The following is a 19,218-nucleotide window of genomic DNA, read 5'->3' as shown; positions in this document are numbered from 1 at the left end:
GTTTTTTAGAATGCGCGCAACGATTTCGCTTCGATGATTTGCTGAACTTCTTCGTATCCTGGTAGGAATGCAAAGTTATAGCGTGCGGGGAGTGCAAAAACATAGTTCGCATTGCGTCCAAGTTCGCTTGGATTTACAGGAGCTGCCCCTATGTGGAAGATGTCGCGCTGGAGCTCGTCCCATTGTTTTAGTGTAAATACCATCACCGGTATATCCTGTCTTGGTGCCTCGCTGGTCCAGAGTGGGCTGCGTATCGAAATGATTGGCCCTTCTGTATAGAGAGTGCTTGAAGGGGAGTTGATGGCAATGCCTGCCCACATACTTTTTACAAGCGAGTAGTTACTCCAACTTGAAGGAAGTGTCACGGTAAAACCAAAATCGTTATTGAGATAAACAATAGTTCCTGCTGCTGGCTTATCATTTGCCACATTCTGCGTAGGGGGAGTTTTTCCTATAGATACTTCCTTCGGTGTATTTAATTCCCAGAACGTCAGAAAACCGATCACGACTGCAATAAGTATGATGCCGACAGTTGCGAAAATATTGAATTTCTTCTCATCCATAGTAGCTATTTTACCACAGTAGTATCTATATGAGGAAAATCGCTAGAGTCCATGCTCTTTGAAGCACTTCGTGTATTGTTTATCCGATATCTTGATATGGTGTGTTATCCAATTCCTAATGAATTCTTCAAGCTCCGCGCGTATCTTCTCGTCATCATTGCGGTAATGATACTTTGAATAGAGTGAATTAATTTCATCTCTATAGCGTAAATGTTGCGCGGTGTGCTCAATGGTGTCCTCGTAATTGAATCTATGAAAATAATCCTCTTCGGTAGAGAAATGGAAATCGATGTAGGCAAGGAGTCTGTTTAGAGAGTCCTCGGTATCACTATGCTCACTATGATAATTATTAATTGTTTCAAACAGTTTTTTGTGTTGATTGTCGATAAGGTCTATGCCGACACTGTAGCTCTCGTCCCAGTCTATGAAGTTCATGATAGTATCTATTGTATCATATAGTATAGAATGCAATGATAATCAACCATTAAACTGTGGAAGAGTGCGCGGAGCTTGAAATTAATGTGCTCGTTTTGTGAAAACCTTAGCTATCGCAAGCGCATGCAGTCTGTTCTTGAGCAATGTGTGTTGTGCCGTACCTAGAGGGAACTTCTTTTGCGCAATTTTGGTCTTAGTAATCATTGAGTCCAAGGACTTGAGGTATTCTTTAACTTCAGTATCGCTTAGAGACTCTCGTTTTGATTTGGTTGTATCCATCAGTGACAATGCATAGTGGAGCGCCCTGAGATTGCCTTCGAGCATAGTGTGCTGCCATGATCCTTGCTTAAGTTTTTCTATTGCTTTCTCAGATTTGCTGATGAGGGAGATGATGGGCGCGAGAGTCTTTTCCATATATATATATATTATAACCCACTAGAACATATTCCATCTTTGCTAAATTCGCGAAAGATAGTACAATCGCGATACGTCATGAAGACTAAAGACCTTACCTTGGCATAATATTAACGGAGTCGTCGCATAGTGGTCTAGTGCGCTCGCCTGGAAAGTGAGTATGGTGTAACAGCCATCCGGGGTTCGAATCCCCGCGACTCCGCAATACAAAAAAGAGCAAGAGTACTTGTTCTTTTTTTGTATTGCGGAGTCGCGGGGATTCGAACGTCGAGGGGGTCGGGGAACGGGGAGGTTCCCCGTGTAGGAAAGCAGGAACCCCTTTTGACTGAAAGGGTTTCCGTCGAGAACCGTGGGTGAGCTCTCGCTCATGGGTCCCATGCTTATGGGAGCGAGAGTGCAAGACCTTTTGAGGACTTTTGTGAGTCTTCGATATAAAAGATCCAAAAGGTGTACCGTTCATGTAATGAAATCGAGGAGCAGGGCGGTGTGGGCCCCTTTAGGGTGCGCCGCATCGCGACGTGAGATTCTCCTATCTTTCCTGTATAATATGTAAGTTCTAAAAATCATTGAAATCGAAACTTTGGGAAAATAACAATAAAAATAAAATACATGAATTCAAGAAACATTATCATCGCGCTTCTAGTGCTTATCGCAATCGGTGGATACTTTGCATTGCGCGGTGGGTCTACAGCGGGAGCGCCTGCTCCTGTTGAAGCAAAGGAGAGTGTCGCAAGTACTGCACCAGTCAAAGAATTTTCAATGACCGCATACTATGACGCAAAGGGGAAATGGTACTCGCTCAACGAGATGTCTGTAAAGAAGGGCGATCTTGTCCGTGTAAAGATTACAAATACGGCGGGAATGCATGATTTCGTTATTGATGAATTTGGGGTTCAGAAGGAACTTCCTCTAAATCAAGAAGTCGTTGTCGAGTTTACTGCAGATAAGGTGGGAAGTTTCGTATACTACTGCTCAAAGCCTGGACATAGAGCAGGTGGTCAGTGGGGTACGCTTGTTGTTTCAGAATAATCACAAAAAACCTGCATTTGCAGGTTTTATTGTTATAAGCGTATTTGCTTTATCATTTTCATTTTAGAAAAACGAGCACTAATATTACCATGCTAGTGCCTTCTCGCTTCCGAGCGAGAAGGTGAGTGTCGAAGGGGCCGGGGAACGGGGAGGTTCCCCGTGGAGGAACACAGCTTTCTTTGTATTCAAAGAAAGCGTTAGGAGCCGTGGGTTCCTAATAAGCATAATGGTGCGGGCCCCTTTAGGGTGCGCCATTATGCTACAATAAACTATAATGACCCATCCAATTTCCGACCCTTATACAACCTTCCTGAAAGCAACGCTTTCAAACGGTCTCACCGTCTTCTTCTCTGAAGTGAATCATCCATGGATTAAGTTGAAGGTGCTCGTGCACGCAGGAGCTAAAGACGATGTACTCGGCTCCGAGGGTACTGCCCACTTTGTCGAACACCTCGTCAGTCACAATGTTGCAGGGAAGACCCACCAGGAGGCCGAGGAGCACTTCGATGAGATTGGTGGTTACGCGCGCTTTGGTTCGACAAGCTATGAGAGCACAAGTTACTCCTTCGGCGTGCCGCTCGAGAATGATAATCTTGCATTCGGGCTTAACTTTTTCGGTGAAATGCTTCTCACGTCAACACTCGATAATTTTGTTGAGAGAGAGCGGAAGATTATTATGGGTGAGTATCAGGAGCGTTTCCCGGTTCCAATATCAGTAGACTTGCTTTTGCGTCGCCGCAAACACTTCTTCGGTGAACATCGTCTTGGGCACTACTTGCGACCACTTGGGCGGGCTTCATCCATCTCCTCGATGACCCATGAGATGTTGCGCGAATTCTATCGTAAGAACTATACTCCGAAGAATATCAGCATCGTCGCTTCAGGAGGAATGACGCTTGATGAATTTGTACAAGCGTTGGAGTCTAGTAAATTTGCTGTAGTAAAGGAAGGGGAGCGAATTCCGACCCCGCTTGCACTTAAGGAAATAAATCCTGATGATGAGCGTCATTACAATATTCCTTGGCCAGAAATCTATAAGGAGAAGCCACATCAGGCGTCAGTCCTTCTTTGTCAGACATTTCCTGGCACGATATCTGATGTCGCGGTCAGTCGCGCACTCAATGTATTGAGTGATGCACTCTACAAAGAGATTCGTGAGGAGCGTGGTTGGTCGTATAGCGTGAGTACAAACGTCGGCTGGTTCCCTGAGGCGCACGAGATTGCCGTTGATATCGATTTCCCCTGGGAGCACCTCGGTGAGCTTGAAGACGTTGTGGATGTTTGTGTGGAAACGGCCATCAATGATGTTACTTCGATCGAGCGACACATCAGACGATCGATCAATCGTTTCAAGATAAGGGACCCAAATATTGGGGATATCGTCTCGGGTGCATCAGGTGACGTTGAGCGTTACGGACGTGTACGCACCTATGATGATGAGCTTGCTGATTTGGCAAAGGTAAGGGTTGAGGAAGTGCAAGACATTCTCCGTTCATTCGTTCGCGCAAAGCGTTACACGATGATATTTGGTGAGTAGCAGTAAGGCTCCCCTTGGGGAGTCTTTTGCTTTGCCATTTCACAAGTAGGGGTTATAATACTATACATAAGCATAGTAACATGAGAAAAATACCATTACACATATTACGTGTCGGGCTCGCCATTACATTTATCTGGATTGGGGTCCTCATTATCATGCAGCCACTTATGTGGGGAGGGTATATAGAGGGATGGGCGTCAGGATTGATTCCATTTGCGACTGAACCCATGATGCTCGTGACTGGCGTGATTGATATCGTCATCGGTGCATTACTCGCGCTTGGAGTAGTGATCCCTCTCGCCGCTGCGCTTGGCGCCTTGCATATAGCAATTGTACTTGTGGTGAGTGGAATCACTGATATTACTGTTCGTGACATAGGATTACTTGCTGCTGCGTTGGCACTTATGCTCGAATCATTACCCGAACCACTCGCGCGTAAACTTCTCCACGTCCATGAATAAATATTCCATCATTGTCATTATCACCTTCGGTATTATTGGGGTTGCGCTCTATGCATACTTCCGTGATAGTAATCGTAATCAGGCTGATCAGAGGATTGTACCAGCAGAAGGCCTTGCGCCTGCACAAGCCGAGGACCAAGCAATAGTTCAGCCTCTGCAAAGCCCCAATGCCATTCTTTATACCGATGGAGGGTATACACCAAATCCACTGCGCGTAAAAGTTGGCACAGTAGTTACTTTCATCAACAGTAGTTCAAATAAAATGTGGCCAGCGTCTGCAAAGCATCCCACACATAATGAATATCCTACGACGGGAGGATGCCTCGGAAGTACATTCGACGCTTGTAGGGGTATCCCATCGGGTGAAACATGGGATTTTCAGTTTGATATTCCAGGTACGTGGCAGTATCACGACCATCTTTCGCCAAAAAGCTATGGTACGATCATCGTAGAATAAATAGGCCTTATGGCCTATTTTGGTTGCAAAGTGGCCTGTGCGGAGTATGCTACGTACGAATCATTGAGAACGAAGTTGTGTTCATAAATTCTTCATTCGTATGAGGCATAGTTGTTGTATATGAGGATACTTATTATTGAGGATCAGGAAAAGCTTGCGCGCTCCGTCAAAAAAGGTCTGGAGCATTTTGGGTATGCTGTGGATATGATCCATAATGGAAGTGAGGCGATGCGTCGGCTTGAATTTGATCATGCTGATTACGACCTACTCATTCTCGACCGCATGTTACCGGGTATGGACGGCATGGATATCTGCAGAACACTTCGCGGGAAAGGTGCTACGCTTCCTATCATCATGCTTACCGCAAAGGATGCACTTGATGACAAGGTCGAAGGTCTCAATGTTGGTGCAGATGACTATCTTGTGAAGCCGTTTGATTTTCCAGAGCTCGCTGCTCGTGTGCAGGCGCTCTTGCGCAGGCCGACAGAGAAATTCGTTACAGAAATAGAGGTGCGAGGAATCATACTTAATCCAGTGACGCGTATCGTGACACGCAATGGAAAAGAAGTTTCTCTTACAGCAAAGGAATTTGCAATCCTTGAGCAGTTCATGAGGCACCCGAACGAAGCACTGACTCGCGAGAAGATTCTTGGTCATGCCTGGGACTTCGCGTATGATGGACTATCTAATGTCATTGATGTGCACGTGAAAAATCTTCGAAAGAAGTTACAGCAAAAAAATGAAACACTATTTGAAACAGTTCATGGCGTTGGCTACCGCCTTAAAACATAAACTCCGCAGGAGCCCTTTTGAGGTTGCTCGTATTAGGCTCACGATTTTCTATACCACAATAACGATGGCAATCATTGGGCTTTTTAGCGTGGCTTTGATTATATCGCTTGAACGTAATGCACGCATGGTGGTCGCTGATGAATTTCTATTGCCAGACGAAGTGACTATTGTTTCTCCCTTGCTTACACACCAGGCTTTTCAACAGCGTAGCCCAATTCGCCCTCCACAAGAATTCCGAATACCGAAAATATATCCAAGCTTGCAGATGAATAGATTTAAGGTGTTCCGACGCACGGTTGATGATATTGAACGAAATATCGTTATTGCAGACGGTATCCTGCTTTTTCTTGTTGCGCTCCTTGGATATATCATCGCAGGGAGGACATTGCGACCAATTCAGGAGAATGTAAATATTCAAAAGCGATTTCTTGCTGATGCGTCACATGATCTTCGAACTCCGCTCGCAATCATGAAAAGTGAATCCCAAGTACTCTTGCAGACTGGCTCACAAGATCACGTAGAGTTCAAAGAGGTCATTCAAAGTAATCTCGAAGAGATAGACAAGATGTCTCGCCTTGTTGATGATTTGCTGATGATGGCACGCACCGAAGAGGAGCCGAATAAGACGATGTTTTCGGATGTGCAGATTGGAGAGTTATTGCAAAAGGCATCCAAAAAGATCATGGCGCGCGCAGCACAAAAACAGATTGATTTCTCATATGAGTTGATAACCGATGGTGTCATAAGAGGGGAACAGTATCAGCTTGAGCGTGCAATACAAAATATATTGCAAAACGCACTCAATTATACTCATGAACATGGAAAGATATCGCTGAGCTCCACACAGAGGGGATCTATGTATAATATTACGATCAAGGATACTGGTGTTGGAATCTCAGAAAAGGATATTCCTCATATTTTCGATCGATTCTACAAAGCATCACATTCACGCAACGAAGAATCTGGATCAGGGCTTGGCTTGCCAATTGTGCGTCAAATTATCGAGCGTCACGGTGGTACGATTACAATTGAGAGTGAGGAGGGGGTAGGGACGGTGGTTCATATTCGTCTCCCCATAGCCTAGTTGAGCCCTTAATGGGCTCATCTTTGCTTCATCTTGGCTATCTATACTTATAGAGTCAGGGTCATATGAGTGACTCATGACATGTTTGGTATCGTAGTATTCGGAATTACTCCAATACTTCGTCTTATAAGTTTAAGATAAAACGATGAGACCATACAAGAGAGAAAAATTCACCACCATGGTGATGGTTACCGCGTTTGGTTTGAGTGCACTCGGTTTCAGTAATTCTGCACTTGCGGCAACTGTTGGAAAGATGCACGATATCGGACCAGGTAAGACCACCTTTATCGAAGGCAGTACGGACAGCGTGTCTTACAAGACACGTAAGCATACAACAAAGAAAGCAAGAATTGCAAAGAAGCATATGGGTAAGGCAAATGCACTGCCAGGTGCTGTGGTGCAGTAATCTGCTTCACGTGTTCTTCACGTCGATATTGTAGAGTGTATCTGATATGCTTCTGCATATTTACACGCTAAATATTTTTTATGGATTTCCATATTGATAAGAAGATGGGCCTTCTGCTTCTCGGCACATTTGTACTTGGAGGATTGATTGGCGGTCTCGCAGGAGTCGCTGTCGGCTATGAGGGTCGTGATTATCGCGACGGTCGCGGACGCAGCACTTACTCGATGATGGGCGGAAGCCGCTTTGGAACTCGCTATGATCGTGAGGAAGGAAGCGGCATGCAGAGGATTCTGATGCGACGCAATGTGCCTCAGAATGCAACGGTTACTGAGGCTCGCAATGAGGTGGTACCGGTAGTAAATGCGGTGACTGCTCCAGCTCCGCTAGAGCCTGTCGCTCCAGTCCAGTAGAAAGGTGAAGAAACATACTGAAAACACACACGATTTATCGTGTGTGTTTTTCTATTTGCGTTCCAGCGGATGAACGATTATGCTGTGGAGGTGAATAAGCGTGTCCAAGAATTCAATGAAATACTCTTTGCGTGGAACAATAACGTATATCGTCCGATGGATTGGAGGCCAAAGAAGCGTGATACGAAGGTGATGCTCGATCCCTACCGGATTCTTGTTTCCGAGATTATGTTGCAGCAGACGCAGGTGGATCGCGTGCGCACGAAGTTTGCAGAATTCATTCTGCGTTTTCCTGATGTGAGTATGCTTGCGCGAGCACCACTAAGAGATGTGCTTCGTCTTTGGTCCGGTCTTGGATATAATCGCCGCGCGAAATACTTGCACCAAGCTGCGAAAGCAGTAGTTAGTGAGCATGATGGAAAATTCCCTCGTGACTTTACGAAGTTGCAGTCATTGCCTGGCATCGGTCGCTCAACGGCAGCTGCCATCATGGCATTCGCCTGGAACGAGCCTTACCCAATGATTGATACGAATCTACGTCGTATACTTGTACGCTCATTCTTTGATGGCGATATTCCGAGCGACGCAGTGCTCTTTGATTTTGCACAGGCGATGATTCCTACGGGTCGCGGACGCGCATGGAATTATGCGATGCTCGATCTTGGTGCGATGGTATGTACAGCAAGGCGTCATAGTGATGCATGCCCTATGTTCGATTTTCATGGTGATGTCGATGATTTCGTCTACAAGAAGCCACAATCAAAATTCAAAGGTTCGAAACGCTCCTATCGAGGAGCGCTCCTTAAGGCACTTGTTGCAGAAGGAACACTTTCAAGAAAAGCTGCAGAAGCATTCTTCGCGGATACTCCATATGACGGGAAGGCGGCAATCGATGAACTTCTTGAAGAGGGGATATTAGCGAAGCATAAAAATAACATCACTCTCGCGGAGTGATGATATTTTTACGCTTCTTCAGATCCAAGTAGGAGTCGATTCATGATCGAGGTTATCAAGCTGATGATCGCAGCACCTGCGACACCCCACCAGAATCCATTGATGGTGACTCCATTAACGAACTTCGGTACGAAGATAAGCATGAGGCCATTGATGATGATCGAGAAGAGTCCGAATGTGAGTAGCGTAATCGGAAGCGCGAAGAGCTTGAGAATAGGACGCACGAGTGTATTCAATAATCCAAGTGCAAGCGCTGCAAATACCGCAACCTTCGGCTCAGCGATGGTCATTGCGGGGGTGTATGTGGCAAGTATATAGATGGCAACGGTCAATGTTGCCCACTTCACTAGTAGTTTCATCATAGAAATAGTATACACGATAACGAGCTGAGTTGCAGGTATTATTCGAGGGTCTTTATAAATGCAAGCACTCGGTCGGTATATGCAGGGTCTTTGATACTCCCGTCATCATTAAACAATTCTTGGACAAAAGGAAATATCATCCCTGCACGGGGGAGTAGTGCCCCGCAGGCAATAAGCACAAGTTGGAGCTGTTCTATCATGCGCGCGCCGCCAAAGGGGCCCATTGAGACACCGATAATACCGACATGCTTGCCTTTGTACTCGGGATAGGCCGCATCAATAAGTCGCTTAAGTTCCCCGGGGAAGCTGTGGTTGTATTCAGGAGAAACAATAAGTAGAGTTTTCTTTTGTGCGACGATTTCTCTCCACTTGCTCCCAATGCTATCGGAAAGAGGTACCCCGCCCATTTTTGTTGTGATATCGAGATAGTCTTTGACATCGACAAAATCAACTTGATGGCTGTTATTTATAAGTGTTTTCTCTATGAATCGTGCGACGCGCTCTGATTGCCTACCGGGACGCGCGGTTCCAAGAAGTAATGTGAATTCCATATGTAATATATTGTTACTATACTATTATACCATATGAGTTACATCGTGTTGCCAGAATTGGACGCATGATGTATGTCACGTATAATGAAAACATGAATTCACCATGTCCACTTCCTTCCGATAGGCCTGTCCGTATCGTGACACATTCGGGCTCATTCCATGCCGATGAATTACTTGCCGTTGCAACACTGCAGATTTATCTCGATCGGATGGGTCTTTCCTATGTCGTGAATCGATCACGCGATTCTGAGGTTATCAATGCAGCTGATATTGTTTGTGATGTCGGTGGGACGCTTGTTCCTCATGAAGGACGCTTTGATCATCACCAGCGTGATGGTGGGGGCGAGCGCAATGGGATACCATACTCATCATTTGGGCTTATTTGGAAATACTTTGGTTTAGAGCTTTGCAATGGAGATAATCTTGCATGGGAAACTATTGAGAAAAAGATTGCATTTCCCGTTGATGCTGGCGACAATGGGCTGAGTACGTACAATACAATTCTTCCTGGTGTACAGCCATTACTCTTTCATCACATCGTGTTTGCATTTCATCCTACATGGAAAGAAAAGGAGGCGGGGGTCAGTATCGACGTACAGTTCGCAGAACTTCTTCCACTTGCAAAACGTTTCATGGAGCGTGAGCTTGCGGTTGCACGTGATGATGAGGAAGGTTCGCGCCTTGTTCGGGAGTTATTGACTCATGAGGAAGACAAGCGCGTCATCGTCATTGAGCGTGATCTTCCTTGGGAGGAAGAAGTTGCAAAATTTCCTGAGCCACTTTTTGTCGTGTCTCCAAGATTTTCTCCAGATACAGATACTTCGTGGCGTGTTGAGGCGGTGCGTAGTGATGTGAATACATTTGATAGTCGCAAGCAACTTCCTGCAGCATGGTGTGGACTTATGGGGCCTGATCTTGAAGCGGTTACTGGAATCCCAGGTTCTGTCTTTTGTCACAAGAAAGGATTTCTTGCTATTGCAAAAACAAAAGAAGCAGCGATTGCGCTCGCGCGTCTTGCGCTCGAATAAAAATTCCACGCCAATGGGTGTGGAATTTATAATGTTCCGACGTGCAGAGAGGAGTATACAGGCTCGACAAAACTATCATTTTGTGTTATTTTGTGGTCACTACATACGCACCGCAATAAGGCGGTGTTTATGCTCACTAATATATTATGGCTTTCGTAGATGAACTGACAATACATATGGCGGCGGGTGACGGTGGAAACGGTGTTGTCCGTTGGCGTCACGATAAGGGGAAGGAGTATGCTGGTCCTGCAGGCGGAGATGGTGGTAATGGAGGAAATGTGTACGTGATGGGATCACGCGACCTTGGTCTACTCTACAAATATCGTCACCAGAAGGAATTTGATGCAGAGCGTGGCGTTGACGGAGGAAGTGATTCACTCTTTGGTCGCAATGGAAAAGATTTCACGCTCGTAGTTCCTGTTGGAACTGTCGTTACGCTTCTTGATTCAGGTAAGGTTTTTGATGTCCTTACTGAGGACGAACCGATTCTCCTTCTTGAGGGTGGTCGTGGTGGACTTGGTAATGAGCGCTTCAAGAGCTCAACAAATCGCTCTCCAGATCGTGCTACTCCAGGCAAGCCTGGAGAGCAGTCTGATGTCCATCTCGAATTGCGCCTCGTCGTCGATGTTGGCTTCCTTGGTTTTCCAAACGCAGGAAAGTCATCACTCTTGAATGAGCTGACGAATGCGACTGCAAAGATCGGTGCCTATCAATTTACGACGCTCGAGCCAAACCTTGGTGCATTCTATGGTTATGTCCTCGCGGATATTCCTGGACTCATCGAAGGTGCTGCGACGGGTAAGGGTCTTGGTATCAAATTCCTTCGCCATGTCTCACGCACAAAGATGTTGCTCCATCTCATCTCACTTGAGAATGAGGATGTGCTTGCCGCATACAATACGATGCGTAAGGAGCTTGAAAGTTTCGGTAATGGTCTTCCTGAGAAGGAAGAGATCATCTTGCTTACAAAGACCGATCTCGTTGATGAGAAGACTGTCGAAGCTGCAAAGAAGAAACTTGCGAAGCTCGGCCATGAAATCTATGCAATTTCGGTCATCGATGATGTCTCCATAAAGGCATTTCGCGACATGCTTATTGCAAAACTCCGTTCATCAAAAACCGCCTCATAAGGCGGTTTTTGCTTTTGATACTATAAAATACTGCAGACAGAGTGTCTTCGTGATATACTACGAGCAGCTTAATGATAAACATTTATCTCTATGGCAATCAAACTCACTATCACACGACACGTTGAAAAGAAAAAGCAGCCACCTACACGACTGGTTGTTGAGCGTGTCACATCGAAACATATTACTGCGAAGAAGGCCGCTCCGAAGAAGAAGGTTGCCGCAGTGAAAAAAGTCACAGCAAAGAAAGTCGCAGCCAAGAAGGCGAAAGTTGTAAAGGCTTCAGTTGCGAAGAAGGTCACTGCGAAAAAAGTTGCGCCTAAGAAAGTGAAGACCGTGAAGGCGAAATCGACGATTGCAAACGCGCTTATCAAAGAAGAAATAAAACATATGTCTGAATCTGTCGCGAGTGCACAGCCACTCACGCCGGGCGTACTCGACGTGGGGAGTGTATTTCCTTCATTCGCTTTGCTTTCGACCGAAGGGGGCACTACTACCAATGCCGATTTGCTTGGCTCACGCTATGTCATGTATTTTTACCCGAAGGATGAAACATCGGGATGCACAACAGAGGCTCATGAGTTTTCAAAGCTCGCCGGAGAGTTTGGTATTCAAAACGTGCGCGTCTTTGGAGTGTCTCCTGATTCTCTGGAAAGTCATGAACATTTCATCGCGAAGGAAGGGATTACTTATCCGCTACTCGTTGACGAGGGTCATGCCTTTGCAAAAGCTTGCGGTGTCTGGGGTGGCTTGTTCAACAAGCGTACAACATTCGTCGTCGGGCCTGATGGACTCATTGAACGAATTTATCGCGATGTAAAGCCAGAGGGGCATGGAGTATGTGTTCTTCAGGATATCGCTAAGTAGTATTAAAAAACATGAAGCCTCGCTTCATGTTTTTTAATACAAAGTTTGTTGTGATACAATTCGAAGAGAAGTGATGAGGGGAGGTTCCCATGTCTATTCGGGCAACATATCCCGTCATCGTCGATTACGATAGGGATATAGAGAAAATATTGCGCGATGATGCATACATAAATTTCATTTCGGATATTGTTTTACGTCAAATCCGTACAAAGGAGACGGGTACCAAGACCATCCCTGTTGATCTTTTTGGAACGAAGGAATTGTCGAGTTCGGATGGCATACTCTGGTCAATGCATGCACGTTTACGTAGACCCCTTGAAGCGATCGAATTATTGGAATTTGGAGAACAGCACACAGATGTGCAGTTACTCCTTCCCGTCATTGCACTTGGTTCGTTGATTGACCTTGGGCCTTCGCGGCATGTGTTTGGTCTCACTTCCTGGGAAGAGAAACCTGCGCTTCGACTTTTTCCTGTGAGTACACTGTGGACTCCAGAGTACTACTTCGCATCGACACGTGTGTAAAAGCCCCGTCTTGTGGGGCTTTTTATACATGAAAACTTTTGTTGTATTTATCGAGAGTCTGCTCTAGCCAATTGCGCGCAGATTGTTCGTTGTCGAAGTAGCGCACGTTCGAAGGTAGTGGGTGAGTGCGAAAAAAACTGTTTGAGAGTTGTATGTATGCAGGCGATCTGCTATGCACTGCAACCAGTGCTTCTGTATTCCCTGGAATGACATGCAAGTTTGATATTGATATTGCTTGCTCTTCATAGCGTTCAACCTTTGACCCATCAACGATGATAAGTAGGGGGCCAGCTCCCGCAAAGTGCTCCGAGTAGTCATTGAATATCTCCGCCCACATGGTCACCAAATTTCCCACGGAGATGTGCTTTGGGAATGTTGCGTGATAGAGCCCATCAAGAGTTCTCTTCCAAGGTATCAGTTCATTTTTGGATTCCATGGTGTGTTATTTCTTCGTAACTTAATGTATAGTATAGTACATATTCTTGGAATTGTGAACAGTAGGGGGCATATGCTATACTCCAATCATGTCTGACTATCGAGCAACAATTGGTCTTGAGATTCATGCTGAGCTCAATACGCAAGCGAAAATGTTTTGCGCATGTAAAAACGACCCTGACGAAGAGCGTCCAAATACAAATATCTGCCCTGTTTGTACTGCACAGCCAGGGACACTTCCTGTAGTGAATCTTCAGGCAGTTGAACATGTGCTCCGCGTAGGAAAAGCAGTGGGTGCACAGCTTGCGGATTTCACTGAATGGGATCGTAAAAACTATTTCTATCCAGATATTCCAAAGGGATACCAAATTACACAATATAAATACCCGCTTGTTTCGGGTGGTAGTCTTGCTGGTGTTGCGTTGACTCGTATTCATCTCGAGGAAGATACTGGATCATCGCGTCATGATATGGGCGATTTTTCCGTTGTCGATTACAATCGTGCAGGTGTTCCATTAATGGAGCTCGTGACAGAGCCAGTTATCCATGATGCGGAAACTGCTATGCGTTTTGGCAAGGAGCTTCAACTTCTATTACGCACACTTGGTGCGTCTGAGGCAAATATGGATAAAGGGCAGATGCGTGTTGAGGTGAATATTTCTATCTCGAAGACGGATGCCTTTGGTACAAAGGTTGAGGTGAAGAACATTAACTCTTTCAGTGCGGCTGGTGCGGCGATTGTCTATGAAATGGCTCGTCAGGAGGCCGCAATCGAAGCAGGCGAGAAGATCATCCAAGAGACACGAGGTTGGGATGAGAATACTGGAAAGACATTCAGTCAGCGCAAGAAAGAGTCAGCAAATGATTATAGGTATTTCCCAGATCCGGATATTCCGAAGCTTGTTTGTACAGAGGTTTTTGGAAAGGAGTATGAGAAATTAACTCCTCTCCCCGAGTTGCCTTGGCAGAAAAGGGAGCGCATTCTAGCGCTTGGTATTGACGCAAAAGTCACCGAGATTTATGTTTCTGATGAAATGCTTGGCACACTCTTTGATGAAGTAACTAAGACCCTCGGTGATGATGTTGCTTCCATTCGTCTTGCGTCGAACTATATCTCGAGTGACCTTGTAAGTCTTCTTAAGTCTGAACCCGCACTACCTCTTAAGGTTAATGCGAAGACCTTTATCGATCTTGCGGGGATGATCAATGCGAATGAACTTTCTTCTCGTGGTGCAAAGGATACGCTCCTCATCATCTATCGTGAAGGCGGAGATGTTCGTGAGATTGCAGAGAAGAATGGTTTGATTCAAAAAAGTGATCTTGGTGAGCTTGAGCGTATCGCTGGTGAGATTATTGCAGCGAACCCTGTGCAAGTTGCTGAGTTCAAAGCAGGAAAGGCCTCAGTCTTGATGTTCTTCGTTGGGCAGGGCATGAAAGCCATGAAGGGAGCCGGTAATCCAAAGCTCCTTGGGGAAGTATTCACAAAGCTTCTCGCTTAAACAAAAAGCACGACGCTATAAATGTCGTGTTTTTTGTATTTCATTATTCCCTCATTCCCTTACTCCCTGTATTTTGCATTCCTCCTCGCCTTCTTCATGTTATAATATTTGCATGACCGAAAGCGATGCCGGTGCTTCTTTCGTAGGGCAGGGAACCGAAAATGTTTTTGTGACTCTCGATGTTGCTGCGCAGCTGACGAATTTTTCGCCAGAATACATCGAGCGGCTTTGTCGTGACGGATATGTGCCTTGTGCTGGGGGTAAGGATGGCCTTATATTCCCGCATGCTGGAGAACTATTGAAGGTACTCAATATTAATTTGCCTCCCGCTGCAGTCATCACATATGTTCCTCCACAACTGATCTCAGTGCCATTACTCAGCAGAGAGGAACTGCTCACGAAGACGATACCTCCTGCAGTAGGCCTTGTTGGGAATCAGCCCGTAGGAATAAGTAGTGGTAGTAGCACACTCTCTGCTCCGCTACGCAGGGGGGCACTTTCTTTCAATCTTGTTTCTGATGAGGAAGAAGCTCCTCCTCCCATGGAAAGTGTGAACAACACTCCAGTACCGCCAGCCCCCATGTCTCTCGAACTCGAAGTGCCACCTTCGCCTGCTCCAAAGGCACTTCCTATGCACTGGCCAGTAAAAACAAGCAGTGATGTGACTGCACATTTTGATGATGCGCCATTGATGCCACCACTTTCAATGAAGCCTATTTCTGCGCCACCTGCCGAGACTGTCGATATATTACCTGCTCCATTTTTTGCTCAGTTTCCTGAGGTGTCGCAAAGGGCGGAGGTCATAGTGGAGCCGGAGCATGACCTCGCCGTACGTGCAGATAATGCTATTCAAATAGAGCCAGAGGAAGGGCTCGCGCTACCCGAGATACATGCACTTGCACAACATGAGGATGAGTCTATCGCTCTCCCAGAATCTGAGGCGATTATGGTGCCCGCTGTAGAAGCACTTGTTCAGCCCGAGACGGAGGAAATCATCCTTGCTCCTGATCAAAACCTCATACAAACCGTAGCGCAGTCAATCGATGTAGGCACGGTCGTTCGTGAGGAAGTCGAAGATGAGCGCCCCTCGGTGTTTCCACCCTCTGTCGAGCAGGTTTCCACAGCAGCAGATGCTTCTTGGTATACACCAGACGAAACATCGATGGTCGCTGGTGGTTTGGAGCTTACCGAAGAAGAGGGGACTCCTGTGAAGGGAGAAGAAGAAAACACACAAGAGGCAATACAAGAAATACAAAAAAATACATCACCTGTTGTTGTCATTGACCCAACTCCTCCGCAAGTGGAAAGGGATATTTCTGATCGTATATTGGCTGAAGCAGTACAGAGTAAGGTTACGCCATCTCCTCTCAATGAATCAGTTGAGGATGTAATTGCAGAACAGCAAGTTGTGACACCGATTGTTGCAGTGCCTCATTATGCAGTAGCGCAACTCACACCCTCAATGCATCCTCTCGCACTCCCTCCGAGAGTCGTGCCGTTTGCAACAATGGTTCCTGCTGCATATCCGCAGGTTGCTGCAGTCTTTACGCAGCCACATGCACGCGCGTCGGAATGGTTGCCATGGATGCGTACGAGTCATTTTTCACGCACTGCAGTGCAGGTTGCAACCAATCCAGAAGTGCATCCGTCGTATCCGCGCTATAGTAAACCGAAAGGGCAAGAAGGAACACCGGTTGCACCTATTGAAGTCTCAAATGGTGACGAAAGTAGAGTAAGTGCTCCCGTATCGTCGCAGAAAGTTTTTGTATCTGTTGTGGGGAAACCAGTAGCTCCGCTTCGTGTACCCGTAGAGAAACATGTTGCTCCTCCTCCTCCTCCTCCTCCTCGTACTGTGGTGGATTCAGTGGTGGCGGCAATTCCTCCTGCTGAGGATGCTTGGGACGAAATGCTTGCACCTCAAGCAAGGCGAGATGAAACTATCGCGGAGAAGTATGAAGAAATTCCGCATAAAAGCAGAGAAGAACTTTTAAAGGAAGTTTCTGCAGATATCAAGGACTCTTGGGATGCATCTTTCTTGGCAGGGCTAGAGGCTGCATAAAACGCGCATGTTGCGCGTTTTTGTTTGCATATTCCTGCGATAACACTATACTATAATAAAGTAATGGATAACTTGAGAATCAAAATCCTCACCGCTTTTGTTGTCACACTCACTTTGAGTAGTGCGTATGGTTGCTTTGTACTCTCTCCAACATGTTTTGGGATGCGTGGAGGAATATTTTTTTCGACCCCTTCGATAAAGTCTCCTCCAATAAATTTTGGTTTTGAATTGTGGCCAGGTTTTCTTATTGTTCCACTTGCGGAAAAGCTTGGATATTTTCAGGATGAAGGACTCAATGTCGAACTGCATACATACTTGAGTGTGGATGATCTCGTGGATGATGTGCGCTCTGGGAAGATTAATGCCCGTGCGGGATTGACCTCAGAGATTGTGTATGAGGCGCGTGATCATGGCATTCACGCATATATTGTGCTGATCACTGATCGCTCTCTCGGAGCTGATGCAGTGCTTACAAGGAAAGGAGCAAGACCGATTGCTATTTCAAAAGGATCAAAAATCGCATATATCGGTAAACCGGATTTCTTTGTCGAGTGGGCTTTGCGATCATTCAATATGTCCCCGAAAGATTATGAGTTCATTGATGCAGGATCAGAAGAGGCATCGGTTGAGCTTCTCCAGAAGGGTCTTGTTGACCATATCATCACTTATGAGCCATACGTTTCTATGGCCAAAGATGTTGGCGCAACTGAAGAATATACAAGCGCTGCAAGTCCTGGTGTAATAACTGATGTCATTGCGTTTAATGCAGCATATGTGGAAGAGTATGGTAGTGCAATTGAGGCGTTTGCACGCGCATATTTTAGAGCGTATGATTTTTGGAAAACTAACCCAAATGAAGCATATAGAATTGTAAGAAATACGTTTCATATTACTGAGAGTGAATTTCGGCAGCAGATGCGGGGGATTGAAATGCTCGACAAGGATGCAAATAAAAGTTCAATGTATATTTACTCGGGCCTTGGTTCTATTTACGGAAATATTAGGCTAATAAATTTATTTGCAAACCAATACACCTCTATCCCAAGCCTTAATCCAGACAGATTGATCTATCCAAATGCTATCAGAAGCTTACCGTAAAGTTTTATGTGTTAATATGAATAATATGAACAAAAGTATTAGAGTTGCAATTAATGGTTTTGGACGTATTGGCAGAGCATTCTTCCGCGCGGTTAAGGATATGCCTGAGATAGAGGTGGTTGCCGTAAATGATCTTGGTGATATTCAGAATCTTGCATACCTACTTAAGTATGACAGCACCTACGGTCGTCTCAATGCGGTTGTTACTACAACGCCAGAAAGTGAAGGGAAACGACCCTCGATTATTGTGGACGGGGTTCCCGTTGCCGTAGTGCAAGAGAGTGATGCAGCAAAGCTTCCTTGGAAGGAGTTTGATGTTGATATTGTTATTGAGTCGACGGGCATGTTTGTTGCATGCAGTGCTGCGGAGGTACACCTCGCTGCGGGTGCGAAGCGTGTTGTATTAACGGCACCTTTCAAAAAATGCGAGGGGAAAGAACACACTACTGTACTTATGGGGATTAATGAGGCGGATATCGAACATGCAAAGGTGACCTCAAACGCATCTTGTACGACCAATGCAGTATCTCCTCTTGTTGATATTTTGAATAGAACAATTGGTGTTGAGAAAGCGATATTAAATACGACTCATGCATATACTGCATCGCAGCGACTTATCGATAGCCCAAATAAAAATGACTTCCGTGAGGGGCGTGCTGCCGCAATGAATCTTGTACCCGCGTCGACAGGCGCCTCTATCGCGGTGACTGACGTTATTAAGGAGCTTGAGGGAAAATTTCAAGGAATATCGTTGCGCATTCCTGTGGTTGCTGGTTCAATTGCCGATGTGACCTTTGTTGCAAAGCGCAAGACGAGTGTTGAAGAGGTGAATCAGATACTTCGTGATGCTGCTGAGGATCCACGCTGGGCAGGAATTTTCACCGTAACTGCGGAGCCCCTCGTATCTACGGATATTGTAGGAGAGCCTTACGGTTCGATTGCGGATCTCTCGATGACCCGTGTCGTCGATGGAGACTTGGTCAAAGTTTTCGCTTGGTATGATAATGAAGCTGGTTATACAAATACGCTTATACACCATGTACGTTTAGCGGGGAAACACCTCTAGAAATACAGGGAATAAGGGTATAAGGGGATAAGGGAATTTTGAGGAAAAATCACATGCATC

The 19,218-nt window shown here is 45.8% G+C and carries 23 protein-coding genes and 1 tRNA gene; 18 read left to right on the top strand and 6 right to left on the bottom strand.

The genetic code is table 11. The annotated features are described in order from the left end of the window. Window positions 1–5 precede the first annotated feature (5 nt). From VJ579_03820 to VJ579_03810, 3 genes are all read right to left on the bottom strand, one after another. Complete coding sequence (locus tag VJ579_03820) at window positions 6–563, bottom strand: hypothetical protein (protein HXK38167.1); 558 nt, start codon at window positions 561–563, stop codon at window positions 6–8. Window positions 564–605: 42 nt separating this feature from the next. Beyond that, a complete protein-coding gene (locus tag VJ579_03815) occupies window positions 606–998 on the bottom strand; it encodes a bacteriohemerythrin (protein ID HXK38166.1) in 393 nt (130 codons plus the stop codon). A gap of 81 nt (window positions 999–1,079) precedes the next feature. Next, entirely contained in the window at window positions 1,080–1,412 is a 333-nt protein-coding gene (locus tag VJ579_03810) for a hypothetical protein (protein HXK38165.1), read from the bottom strand. Window positions 1,413–1,527: 115 nt separating this feature from the next. Between VJ579_03810 and VJ579_03805 the strand changes: the two genes are divergently transcribed. From VJ579_03805 to VJ579_03760, 10 genes are all read left to right on the top strand, one after another. Further along, window positions 1,528–1,614 (top strand) — tRNA-Ser (locus VJ579_03805). 407 nt (window positions 1,615–2,021) lie between these two features. Beyond that, window positions 2,022–2,441, top strand: a complete 420-nt coding sequence (locus VJ579_03800; GenBank protein HXK38164.1) for a cupredoxin domain-containing protein — start codon at window positions 2,022–2,024, stop codon at window positions 2,439–2,441. A gap of 274 nt (window positions 2,442–2,715) precedes the next feature. After that, complete coding sequence (locus VJ579_03795) at window positions 2,716–3,978, top strand: pitrilysin family protein (GenBank protein ID HXK38163.1); 1,263 nt, start codon at window positions 2,716–2,718, stop codon at window positions 3,976–3,978. A gap of 80 nt (window positions 3,979–4,058) precedes the next feature. Then, complete coding sequence (locus VJ579_03790) at window positions 4,059–4,439, top strand: hypothetical protein (protein ID HXK38162.1); 381 nt, start codon at window positions 4,059–4,061, stop codon at window positions 4,437–4,439. After that, entirely contained in the window at window positions 4,432–4,896 is a 465-nt protein-coding gene (locus tag VJ579_03785) for a hypothetical protein (protein HXK38161.1), read from the top strand. Before VJ579_03790 ends, VJ579_03785 begins: the two co-directional genes overlap by 8 nt. A 120-nt stretch (window positions 4,897–5,016) precedes the next feature. Continuing rightward, the gene (locus VJ579_03780) at window positions 5,017–5,688 is read left to right on the top strand and encodes a response regulator transcription factor (protein HXK38160.1); all 672 of its coding nucleotides are present in this window, start codon (window positions 5,017–5,019) and stop codon (window positions 5,686–5,688) included. A gap of 64 nt (window positions 5,689–5,752) precedes the next feature. After that, window positions 5,753–6,772: a HAMP domain-containing sensor histidine kinase gene (locus VJ579_03775; GenBank protein ID HXK38159.1), complete on the top strand. Its 1,020-nt coding sequence runs from the start codon at window positions 5,753–5,755 to the stop codon at window positions 6,770–6,772. Window positions 6,773–6,917: 145 nt separating this feature from the next. Further along, entirely contained in the window at window positions 6,918–7,178 is a 261-nt protein-coding gene (locus VJ579_03770; GenBank protein HXK38158.1) for a hypothetical protein, read from the top strand. Window positions 7,179–7,258: 80 nt separating this feature from the next. Continuing rightward, a complete protein-coding gene (locus tag VJ579_03765) occupies window positions 7,259–7,588 on the top strand; it encodes a hypothetical protein (protein HXK38157.1) in 330 nt (109 codons plus the stop codon). A gap of 90 nt (window positions 7,589–7,678) precedes the next feature. Further along, the gene (locus tag VJ579_03760; GenBank protein ID HXK38156.1) at window positions 7,679–8,542 is read left to right on the top strand and encodes a hypothetical protein; all 864 of its coding nucleotides are present in this window, start codon (window positions 7,679–7,681) and stop codon (window positions 8,540–8,542) included. An 8-nt stretch (window positions 8,543–8,550) separates the two neighbouring features. Here the strand turns inward: VJ579_03760 and VJ579_03755 are convergent, their stop codons facing one another. Together VJ579_03755 and VJ579_03750 are read right to left on the bottom strand one after the other, a co-directional pair. Beyond that, on the bottom strand, window positions 8,551–8,904 hold the full coding sequence (locus VJ579_03755; protein HXK38155.1) for a phage holin family protein: 354 nt from the start codon (window positions 8,902–8,904) through the stop codon (window positions 8,551–8,553). 38 nt (window positions 8,905–8,942) lie between these two features. Then, window positions 8,943–9,455, bottom strand: coding sequence for an NAD(P)H-dependent oxidoreductase (locus VJ579_03750; protein HXK38154.1), 513 nt, complete (start codon window positions 9,453–9,455; stop codon window positions 8,943–8,945). Between the two features lie 92 nt (window positions 9,456–9,547). Between VJ579_03750 and VJ579_03745 the strand changes: the two genes are divergently transcribed. The 4 genes from VJ579_03745 to VJ579_03730 all read left to right on the top strand — a co-directional run bounded on the left by VJ579_03745 (window position 9,548) and on the right by VJ579_03730 (window position 13,001). Then, on the top strand, window positions 9,548–10,483 hold the full coding sequence (locus tag VJ579_03745) for an MYG1 family protein (GenBank protein HXK38153.1): 936 nt from the start codon (window positions 9,548–9,550) through the stop codon (window positions 10,481–10,483). Between the two features lie 146 nt (window positions 10,484–10,629). After that, window positions 10,630–11,613: a GTPase ObgE gene (gene obgE, locus VJ579_03740; protein ID HXK38152.1), complete on the top strand. Its 984-nt coding sequence runs from the start codon at window positions 10,630–10,632 to the stop codon at window positions 11,611–11,613. Window positions 11,614–11,703: 90 nt separating this feature from the next. Next, a complete protein-coding gene (locus tag VJ579_03735; protein HXK38151.1) occupies window positions 11,704–12,477 on the top strand; it encodes a peroxiredoxin in 774 nt (257 codons plus the stop codon). 89 nt (window positions 12,478–12,566) lie between these two features. Continuing rightward, the gene (locus VJ579_03730; GenBank protein ID HXK38150.1) at window positions 12,567–13,001 is read left to right on the top strand and encodes a hypothetical protein; all 435 of its coding nucleotides are present in this window, start codon (window positions 12,567–12,569) and stop codon (window positions 12,999–13,001) included. 22 nt (window positions 13,002–13,023) lie between these two features. On the opposite strand, the gene VJ579_03725 is transcribed toward VJ579_03730, so the two are convergent. Next, window positions 13,024–13,437: a hypothetical protein gene (locus VJ579_03725; GenBank protein ID HXK38149.1), complete on the bottom strand. Its 414-nt coding sequence runs from the start codon at window positions 13,435–13,437 to the stop codon at window positions 13,024–13,026. A gap of 88 nt (window positions 13,438–13,525) precedes the next feature. Here VJ579_03725 and gatB point away from each other — a divergent pair, with 88 nt between their 5' ends. The 4 genes from gatB (at window position 13,526) to VJ579_03705 (ending at window position 19,158) form a co-directional block, all read left to right on the top strand. Continuing rightward, on the top strand, window positions 13,526–14,935 hold the full coding sequence (gene gatB / locus VJ579_03720) for an Asp-tRNA(Asn)/Glu-tRNA(Gln) amidotransferase subunit GatB (GenBank protein ID HXK38148.1): 1,410 nt from the start codon (window positions 13,526–13,528) through the stop codon (window positions 14,933–14,935). Between the two features lie 112 nt (window positions 14,936–15,047). After that, window positions 15,048–16,994, top strand: coding sequence for a hypothetical protein (locus VJ579_03715; GenBank protein HXK38147.1), 1,947 nt, complete (start codon window positions 15,048–15,050; stop codon window positions 16,992–16,994). A gap of 63 nt (window positions 16,995–17,057) precedes the next feature. Beyond that, window positions 17,058–18,092: an ABC transporter substrate-binding protein gene (locus VJ579_03710; protein ID HXK38146.1), complete on the top strand. Its 1,035-nt coding sequence runs from the start codon at window positions 17,058–17,060 to the stop codon at window positions 18,090–18,092. A 25-nt stretch (window positions 18,093–18,117) separates the two neighbouring features. Beyond that, window positions 18,118–19,158, top strand: a complete 1,041-nt coding sequence (locus tag VJ579_03705; protein ID HXK38145.1) for a glyceraldehyde 3-phosphate dehydrogenase NAD-binding domain-containing protein — start codon at window positions 18,118–18,120, stop codon at window positions 19,156–19,158. Window positions 19,159–19,218: the final 60 nt, after the last annotated feature.

The sequence above is a fragment of the Candidatus Paceibacterota bacterium genome (genome assembly GCA_035583355.1).
In the GTDB taxonomy this organism is placed as follows: Bacteria; Patescibacteriota; Minisyncoccia; order Phycocordibacterales; family UBA6899; genus JAJZQJ01.
The sequence above is the reverse complement of the archived record's forward strand: the minus strand, read 5'-3'. Positions and strand labels throughout refer to the sequence as shown.

Coding starts and splice junctions, on each gene's coding strand:
- VJ579_03820 (HXK38167.1), bottom strand. CDS start 563: ATGGATGAGAAGAAATTCAATATTTTCGCAACTGTCGGCATCATACTT.
- VJ579_03800 (HXK38164.1), top strand. CDS start 2,022: ATGAATTCAAGAAACATTATCATCGCGCTTCTAGTGCTTATCGCAATC.
- gatB (HXK38148.1), top strand. CDS start 13,526: ATGTCTGACTATCGAGCAACAATTGGTCTTGAGATTCATGCTGAGCTC.
- VJ579_03815 (HXK38166.1), bottom strand. CDS start 998: ATGAACTTCATAGACTGGGACGAGAGCTACAGTGTCGGCATAGACCTT.
- VJ579_03735 (HXK38151.1), top strand. CDS start 11,704: ATGGCAATCAAACTCACTATCACACGACACGTTGAAAAGAAAAAGCAG.
- VJ579_03810 (HXK38165.1), bottom strand. CDS start 1,412: ATGGAAAAGACTCTCGCGCCCATCATCTCCCTCATCAGCAAATCTGAG.
- VJ579_03780 (HXK38160.1), top strand. CDS start 5,017: ATGAGGATACTTATTATTGAGGATCAGGAAAAGCTTGCGCGCTCCGTC.
- VJ579_03775 (HXK38159.1), top strand. CDS start 5,753: ATGGCAATCATTGGGCTTTTTAGCGTGGCTTTGATTATATCGCTTGAA.
- VJ579_03705 (HXK38145.1), top strand. CDS start 18,118: ATGAACAAAAGTATTAGAGTTGCAATTAATGGTTTTGGACGTATTGGC.
- VJ579_03770 (HXK38158.1), top strand. CDS start 6,918: ATGAGACCATACAAGAGAGAAAAATTCACCACCATGGTGATGGTTACC.
- VJ579_03785 (HXK38161.1), top strand. CDS start 4,432: ATGAATAAATATTCCATCATTGTCATTATCACCTTCGGTATTATTGGG.
- VJ579_03710 (HXK38146.1), top strand. CDS start 17,058: ATGGATAACTTGAGAATCAAAATCCTCACCGCTTTTGTTGTCACACTC.
- VJ579_03725 (HXK38149.1), bottom strand. CDS start 13,437: ATGGAATCCAAAAATGAACTGATACCTTGGAAGAGAACTCTTGATGGG.
- VJ579_03795 (HXK38163.1), top strand. CDS start 2,716: ATGACCCATCCAATTTCCGACCCTTATACAACCTTCCTGAAAGCAACG.
- VJ579_03750 (HXK38154.1), bottom strand. CDS start 9,455: ATGGAATTCACATTACTTCTTGGAACCGCGCGTCCCGGTAGGCAATCA.
- VJ579_03730 (HXK38150.1), top strand. CDS start 12,567: ATGTCTATTCGGGCAACATATCCCGTCATCGTCGATTACGATAGGGAT.
- VJ579_03755 (HXK38155.1), bottom strand. CDS start 8,904: ATGATGAAACTACTAGTGAAGTGGGCAACATTGACCGTTGCCATCTAT.
- VJ579_03790 (HXK38162.1), top strand. CDS start 4,059: ATGAGAAAAATACCATTACACATATTACGTGTCGGGCTCGCCATTACA.
- obgE (HXK38152.1), top strand. CDS start 10,630: ATGGCTTTCGTAGATGAACTGACAATACATATGGCGGCGGGTGACGGT.
- VJ579_03715 (HXK38147.1), top strand. CDS start 15,048: ATGACCGAAAGCGATGCCGGTGCTTCTTTCGTAGGGCAGGGAACCGAA.
- VJ579_03745 (HXK38153.1), top strand. CDS start 9,548: ATGAATTCACCATGTCCACTTCCTTCCGATAGGCCTGTCCGTATCGTG.
- VJ579_03765 (HXK38157.1), top strand. CDS start 7,259: ATGGATTTCCATATTGATAAGAAGATGGGCCTTCTGCTTCTCGGCACA.